At 55.9% G+C, this 7,552-nt stretch carries 4 protein-coding genes and 1 pseudogene; 4 read left to right on the forward strand and 1 reads right to left on the reverse strand.

What is annotated here, in order from left to right; translation table 11 throughout:
* Window positions 1-427 precede the first annotated feature (427 nt).
* The 4 genes from ACXJ5O_RS14620 (at window position 428) to ACXJ5O_RS14635 (ending at window position 6,515) form a co-directional block, all read left to right on the forward strand.
* Window positions 428-1,939, forward strand: a complete 1,512-nt coding sequence (locus ACXJ5O_RS14620; RefSeq protein ID WP_457300516.1) for an ATPase domain-containing protein — start codon at window positions 428-430, stop codon at window positions 1,937-1,939.
* Window positions 1,940-1,988: 49 nt separating this feature from the next.
* Window positions 1,989-3,974, forward strand: a complete 1,986-nt coding sequence (locus ACXJ5O_RS14625) for an ATP-binding protein (protein ID WP_457300517.1) — start codon at window positions 1,989-1,991, stop codon at window positions 3,972-3,974.
* A 199-nt stretch (window positions 3,975-4,173) separates the two neighbouring features.
* Window positions 4,174-4,854: a winged helix-turn-helix transcriptional regulator gene (locus tag ACXJ5O_RS14630; protein WP_457300518.1), complete on the forward strand. Its 681-nt coding sequence runs from the start codon at window positions 4,174-4,176 to the stop codon at window positions 4,852-4,854.
* A gap of 236 nt (window positions 4,855-5,090) precedes the next feature.
* Window positions 5,091-6,515, forward strand: coding sequence for an FAD-binding oxidoreductase (locus ACXJ5O_RS14635; protein WP_457300519.1), 1,425 nt, complete (start codon window positions 5,091-5,093; stop codon window positions 6,513-6,515).
* Between the two features lie 857 nt (window positions 6,516-7,372).
* Here the strand turns inward: ACXJ5O_RS14635 and ACXJ5O_RS14640 are convergent.
* Window positions 7,373-7,552 (reverse strand): annotated as a pseudogene (locus ACXJ5O_RS14640) (hypothetical protein); the annotation flags it as partial.

Here is a 7,552-nt window from a genome sequence, read left to right on the forward strand (position 1 = left end):
CGTCGTGGCGGTCTTCTGCCGCGACATGGCGCAATCATGTCGTTGAAGCTGGCCATGGTTGCTTTGATCAGACTTAGCTAACAAAGGATCAAATCTTGGATGAGGTACGCCTCGAGTGCAGAATCATACATTTGTCCGGTGGCACGACATTGTCTTCTGGCTCCTTGAGCGCGTGCCAGTAACAAAGCCGGTATCCCAATTCTTCCTCCGTGACGCTCAAAGATAATTGCGCGCAATGCTACACCGCCGCTCGTTGAGCGGAGCAGCGCTCCTTGGAAGCATCTTACAGAGGCGTCGGAACCAATCAATCGCCATGTCGTTTACCACAGCTGGCAGGGTAACCGTCTGTAGTCTTAGAAATGGGGAAATCTTCAAAATTCCTACCGTTTTCCGACTAATCGTCCGATAGTCCAAATGGAGCGAACACATGCAGCCTATTCCCAGATCGAAAAAAGCTCGAACTGGCGTCTCTGGATTAGATGAAATCCTTGCGGGGGGACTGAGCGAAGGCCGCGTGTTTTTGCTGGAGGGAAATCCTGGCACAGGCAAGACAACGATCGCTTTGAGTTTTTTGATGGAAGGGGCCGCGGCGGGCGAGCAAGGCCTATATGTCACGCTATCCGAGACCGAAGATGAACTTCGTGACGGCGCGGCTTCGCACGGCCTGGCGATCGACCGAAACATCGAGATCTTCGAACTTGTGCCGCCGGAAAGTCTACTGGATGCCGAGCAACAGCAAAGCCTTCTGTACTCGTCAGATCTCGAACTGGGCGAAACTACCAAAGCCATTTTTGAAGAGTTTGAACGCGTCCGGCCAAAACGAGTGGTTTTGGACAGCCTGTCCGAAATCAGGCTTCTGGCCCAAGGCTCACTGCGATATCGCCGACAGATATTGGCGCTCAAGCATTATTTCGCGCGGCAGAACGCAACGGTCCTGCTCCTCGATGACTTGACGTCTGATAGTTTCGACAAGACCGTTCATAGTGTCGTTCACGGCGTCATCAAGCTCGAAGAACTCGCGCCAAACTATGGCTCTGAACGAAGACGCCTGCGGGTCATCAAGTACAGAGGCCAGGCATTTCGCGGTGGGTTCCATGATTTCATAATCAGGACCGGCGGTGTCGTTGCTTTCCCGCGCCTTGTCGCGCTGGAGCACCGCAGGGAATTCTCCCGCGAAGTGCTTACGAGTGGCATAGGCGGACTCGACAACCTTCTTRGAGGTGGCTTGGAAAGGGGCTCGAGCTGCCTTGTACTTGGCCCCGCCGGCACAGGCAAAAGCACCTTCGCGCTACAGTTTGTGATGTCCGCCATCAAGCGAGGCGAGAGAGCAGCGGTGTTCGTCTTCGATGAGGAACTGGGTCTATTGTTCGCGCGAGCCAAGGCAATAGGCATTGATCTCGAAAAAATGCGTGGTGAAGGCAATCTTCATATTGAACAACTCGATGCTGCGGAACTGTCCCCGGGAGAGTTTGCGCATCGCGTGAGGGAACGCGTAGACAGCGCAGAGGCCAAAACCGTGGTGATCGACAGCTTGAATGGTTACCAGGCGTCGATGCCGGAAGAAAACGCCCTTGTCCTCCACATGCATGAGCTGCTGCAGTATCTCAACCGTCAGGGAGCGACGACAGTCCTGACTGTTGCGCAGCATGGTCTGGTCGGGGACATGAAGGCTCCGGTCGATGTTACCTACCTCGCTGATACTGTGGTCCTGCTCCGCTATTTCGAGGCGCGTGGGAGAGTGAGGAGAGCCGTCTCTGTCATCAAGAAGAGAACTGGCCACCATGAGGACACGATCAGGGAATTTCGAATATCCGACAAAGGGCTATTACTTGGCGAACCCCTCGACGAGTTCCAGGGAGTTTTGCGTGGAGTACCCAATTTCGTCGGCAAGATCGAACCCCTGTTGACCCCTAACCAAATGGGTGTCGATCATTCCTGACAACGACAGCAAATCGGCCCTCATATACGCACCAGTTGGTCGCGACGCGATGGTTGCTGCCTCCATTCTTACGGAAGCCGACATTGCCTCCAGGATATTTTCGGATCTCGAAAGCCTCTGCCACGCTCTCAAGGATCACGCGACATTCGTTGTGATCACCGAAGAAGCAATCGTTGGCGCAGATTTGAAGCCGCTTTCATCATGGGTGGAAAGTCAGGCCAGCTGGTCCGACTTGCCATTCGTTGTTCTGACGCATCGTGGCGGCGGACCGGAGCGCAACCCTGCGGCGGCACGATTGTCCGAAATTCTCCGCAACGTCACCTTCTTCGAACGTCCTTTTCACGCGACGAGTTTCGTAAGCGTTGCAAAAACCGCTCTCAGGGCAAGGGCTCGCCAATACGAAGCGCTGAACAGAATGGAAGAATTGAGCGAGGGGGAGCGGAGGCTTCAAACAGCACTTCGCGCCGGAAAGCTTGGTTCCTGGGAATATGATGTCACCGCCGGAGCGCTCTTCACATCAGATGTATGCAAGGCCGTGTTCGGGAGAAGTCCGGGCGATGGTTTTGAATTTGGTCATCTGGTCGACAGCATCCACTCCGATGATCGTGGGAGGATGCAAGCATCGATGCAAAATGCCATTTCGACTGGCCTAGACTTTGAAATCGAGTATCGAACGCTTTGGCCGGACTCAAGCGCGCATTGGGCGGAGTTCAGAGGAAGAGTTGTAAAAGACCGCGACGGCAATGTTTCACGCCTTGTCGGGGTCTCATCTGACATAACCGCGCGCAAGACAGCTGAAAAAGAGCTGATGGAATTGAATGGGACACTTGAGGAGCGCGTTGTCGAGCGCACATTGGAACTTAACAACGCGCACCAGTCGCTTCTCGACCAGGTAAAGCAACGGGAGGTCGCCGAGGAACACCTGAGGCAGGCCCAGAAAATGGAAGCGATAGGCCATCTTACCGGGGGCGTAGCGCATGATTTCAACAATCTGCTGATGGCAGTCCTTGGAAATCTCGATCTCCTGCGCAAGCATTTTGCCGACGACCCCAAGGCAGCGCGGTTGATCGACGGGGCATTGCAGGGCGCGCAACGAGGGGCAGCATTGACGCAAAGATTGCTCGCTTTTGCTCGACGCCAGGATCTTAAGGTTCAACCAGTCGATCTTGTAGAACTGGTGAAAGGGATGACTGATCTTCTATGGAGGTCGGTAGGATCCAAGATCCAGATCGACTACGACCTGCCTGCCGCTCTGCCGCCTGTGCTGGCAGATGCGAATCAAATTGAGCTGGCCCTGCTAAATCTTGTGGTCAATTCACGCGATGCAATGGCGAATGGCGGAGAAATCGCAATCGGCGTCAAGGAGGCGGAAATCGCTTCGGCTACAGGCGATCTGACCGCGGGAATATATGTCGTGCTCTCCGTTCACGACACTGGTCAAGGAATGTCGCCTGAGACACTAAAAAGGGCGATTGATCCGTTCTTCTCCACGAAGGAACTCGGAAAGGGCACTGGACTCGGACTTTCCATGATCCATGGTCTGGCAGTGCAGCTGCGTGGTGCACTTCGACTATCGAGTTCCACCGGGGCAGGAACAACAGCGGAGTTGTGGCTCCCCATGAGCACAAGTGTGAAAAATGATGTTGTTGCGGCCGATGACGCCGTTCCCGCGATCGTTGAGGCGAAGTTCCGGATATTGATGGTGGATGACGATGCGTTGATCGCGATGAGCACCGTGGATATGCTCGAGGACTTAGGGCACGAGGTGATTGAAGCACACTCCGGTTTGGATGCACTGGAAATCCTTAAAGGCGGGCAAGAGGTCGACCTTCTCATCACCGACTACTCGATGCCGAAAATGACCGGTGCCGAACTTGCCAAAGCTGTCCGAGTACTAAAGCCAGATCTGCCTATCCTTATTGCCACCGGCTATGCCGATTTGCCGCCGGGAGCGGATATCGACGTGCCTCGACTTGCCAAGCCATACAATCAAGCTGACTTGGCGGCCCACATAGCAAAAGCGTTGGTGCTCTGAAATTACAACCATCTGTGTTCTGATGGTCGGCCGTCACGAATAAAAGCTTCTGCTTCTGCGCATCGGGGACATTCAGCCGTTAATCCCGAGAGCGTGAAGTAGCTCACCAATGGCAACCGGCGCATCTCAGCAGCTACACTTTCTGCACTGGACGAGCGGAGACTTTGATCGCATAGTTTTTGACTTGGGAGATAGTCCGATGTCGAGCGACGGCTACAACCAATATTGCCCGGTGGCAAAAGCGTGCGAGGTATTGGAACCGCGTTGGACGCTTCTGCTCCTTTGCGAAATGTGGTCCGGGTCAACTCGTTTCAACGAAATTCGCCGAGGGGTTCCTGGCATGTCACCGTCCCTCATGTCAAAGCGGCTCAGGGAGATGGAGTCCAAGGGTCTCGTTGCCCGAACGGAGAATCCGTCGACGGGCGACATCAATTACACCACAACGACAATTGCGGACGAGCTTGAGCCGATCGTTTTGGAGCTCGGCAAATGGGCGCACCGGAATGTCGATGCGGAGGTGACGCTGGAAAACCTCGACGCGAAACTATTGATGTGGAACATGCGTCGCAAGATCAATATCAACGCCTTGCCCGCCAGACGCAGCGTCATCGAGTTCACATATCCGGAATTGCCAAAGGAAGAGCAAAACTTCTGGTTGATCGCGAAACCTGGAACGCCCGTTGACCTGTGCTCGCTCGATCCTGGTCACGATGTCGATCTCTTTGTCTCCGCTGATCTGAAAGCCATGACGTCGGCCTGGATCGGCTGTTCCACTTTGAGAGCGGAGATATCACGGGGAAAGATTTCCTTGATCGGCGATATGGCGATCGCTGCGTCCATCGACAGTTGGTTGGGGCGCAGCACGTTTGCCGAGTGCTGACCAAGGGCTTCCCAATTTGACCGCTCCATAATCTGTACCTGTATCGCTACAATTTCTGCACTGGCCTTAAAGTTCGTTTTGGCGAAGACTCCTTCATGCCAAAACCTTGATGCAACCGCAGCATCTGTCTTTGGACCGCTTCCGGTCAGGCTTCGGCACAAGATCAACAAAGAGAGATGATGCCTGGAGGCCTCGGAGCTTCCGCGCACCCATCCCGGCTATAAGGAGGAGATGTCATGAGTGACATTCAGTTCACACAACGAGAAGGCGGGTCAATCTCCATTTCGAGTGACTTTTTGACGGTATTGCGGACCGAACTTCGAGGAAGCTTGTGTTTGCCGGACGAAGTCGGCTACGACGATGCACGGACGATCTGGAACGCCATGATCGATAGGCGACCTGCTGCTGTCATACGCTGCCATGGCGCAAGCGACGTAATGCGGGCTGTTAACCTTGCTCGCGACAACCAGCTGCTCGTGTCAGTACGCGGTGGCGGTCACAACATTGCTGGCAACGCCGTCTGTGAGGGCGGCCTGCTGATCGACCTTTCACCGATGAGGTCGGTGCGGGTCGATCCAAGGACGCGCACCGCACGGGTGGAGCCGGGCGTGACGCTCGGAGAGTTCGACAAAGAAGCGCAGACGTTTGGCCTTGCCACGCCGCTCGGCATCAACTCGACCACGGGGGTGGCTGGGCTCGCGCTCGGCGGCGGCTTCGGGTGGCTCAGCCGCAAATTCGGTTTCACGGTGGACAACTTGATCTCGGCCGATGTGGTTACCGCGGTCGGCGAGCTTGTTCACGCCAGCGCATCGGAGAACCCGGACCTGTTTTGGGCCATTCGCGGCGGCGGCGGAAATTTCGGCGTGATCACGTCCTTCGAGTTCCAACTGCATTCAGTCGGCCCCGATCTGGTATCCGGACTGATCGTTCATCCTTTCGCCAATGCCCGTGAACTTCTTGCCGGGTATCGCGAGGTAGCGGCTACTATTCCCGACGATCTCACCATATGGGTGGTATTGCGGAAGGCACCACCTCTGCCGTTCCTTCCTGAGGATGTGCACGGCAAGGAAATCTTGGTGTTTGCCGTCTGTTATGCAGGGGAGCCGAGTAAAGCGGAAGAGGCACTTCGCCCGCTTCGCGCTCTTGGAGAACCCATCGCCGAGGTCATCGGCCTGCAACCCTATACTGCCTGGCAGACGGCGTTCGACCCACTGCTGACGCCGGGTGCATTCAACTATTGGAAGTCCCACAATTTTACAACTCTAAGCGACGGCCTGTTCGACACGCTGATCGACTATGTTGGCACACTGCCAACAGCGGAATGCGAGATTTTCATTGGCCAGCTCGGTGGTGCCAGCAGCCGCGTCGCTTCCGACGCAACCGCGTATCCGCATCGCGACGCACAATTCGTGATGAACGTTCATACGAGGTGGCTGGAGCGAGCCGAAGAGCAGATGGCCATCAAATGGGCTCGGGGGCTTTTTGCGGCGACAGCGCCGTACGCGACGGGCGGTGTCTACGTCAATTTTATGCCGGAGGATGAGAATGACAGAGTGGCGCAAGCCTATGGCCGCAACTTTGCACGGCTGGCGACGCTTAAGGCCAAATACGACCCGGACAACCTCTTTCGGCTCAACCAGAACGTCAGGCCCAAAGCGTAACGGTTAAGAAGGTGCGGTGACAAAGGCTATCCCGGACCATTGGTCGTCACGGCTCCGAACAAAAAGGAATTACATCGCAACGGGGCTCCATCTCACCGCTATGTCGCCGTACCAGATCGCAGAGATGGCCCCGTCGGGTTGCCGATCGGGGCGTCGCCGTCCAGGTTCTGTCACAGTTCGCCGTGAGCGCGGTTCCACGAGCCGGGGTCATGCTAGGGATGGTGCCATTCCCACAGCCCACATCGAAGAAGGGATGCGTTTGCTCGGCCTGTTTCGACGCCGAACCACAATGAGCCGAAATCTCGAGATCACGGCGCGGCGACGGTGAGGAGCTTCGCAATCTCGGCCGCGCTAAGCTCGGTTCCATGGTTGCTATTTCGCTCGACGATCGATGGCTCGATATAAAGAAGCGCGGGGACAGCGCACAACTTCATCCGGACGCAGTTTTCGCCCACAAGGTCATCAGCACGAGTGTGCTTACGGATTCACTTAAAGTGTGCCGCGGCGCACCGAATGGAAGGCGAGGGCCTTGCGGCGACCAGGTTGCAAGCCGGGTGACCGACCGCAAGCTTTGGCGCAAAACTTCCTATTGCCATGCGCGCGGCAGATTCATTTGCCGCAATATTGCTTCTGAAATTGCCAAGGCTCAAGGGGGGTACGTTGACCGTGGACTCATCAGTCACCTCCACGTGCTTCACGTTTCGCATGCCGATCAGTGTCTGATTATTGTAATGAGCTTTTCCCAAGTGAATGGCGAGAGCACACTCCCGCCTTTGCCGTATTCGTCTCTCATCCAACCTCGCGACGGAGCCATTCTGCTGTCCATTCGTGGGCGGAACGCAAATCATCTGAATTAGTCAGGTGACACGGGCCCTATCTGATGCCGACAGATAAAGTGTTTCGTCATCATCGCGCTGTCTACCGCCAAGAGCTGCAGCCACGCTTGCGATAAACGCCCCGAGCAGCAATGAGAACGCTGCCATGAACGCCGCCGCGGCTGCGGCCTTTCTTGCACTGTCTGCTGCCTCGGCTGCCGA

This window comes from Phyllobacterium sp. P5_D12 (genome assembly GCF_054049495.1).

Coding starts and splice junctions, on each gene's coding strand:
- ACXJ5O_RS14625 (WP_457300517.1), top strand. CDS start 1,989: ATGGTTGCTGCCTCCATTCTTACGGAAGCCGACATTGCCTCCAGGATA.
- ACXJ5O_RS14630 (WP_457300518.1), top strand. CDS start 4,174: ATGTCGAGCGACGGCTACAACCAATATTGCCCGGTGGCAAAAGCGTGC.
- ACXJ5O_RS14635 (WP_457300519.1), top strand. CDS start 5,091: ATGAGTGACATTCAGTTCACACAACGAGAAGGCGGGTCAATCTCCATT.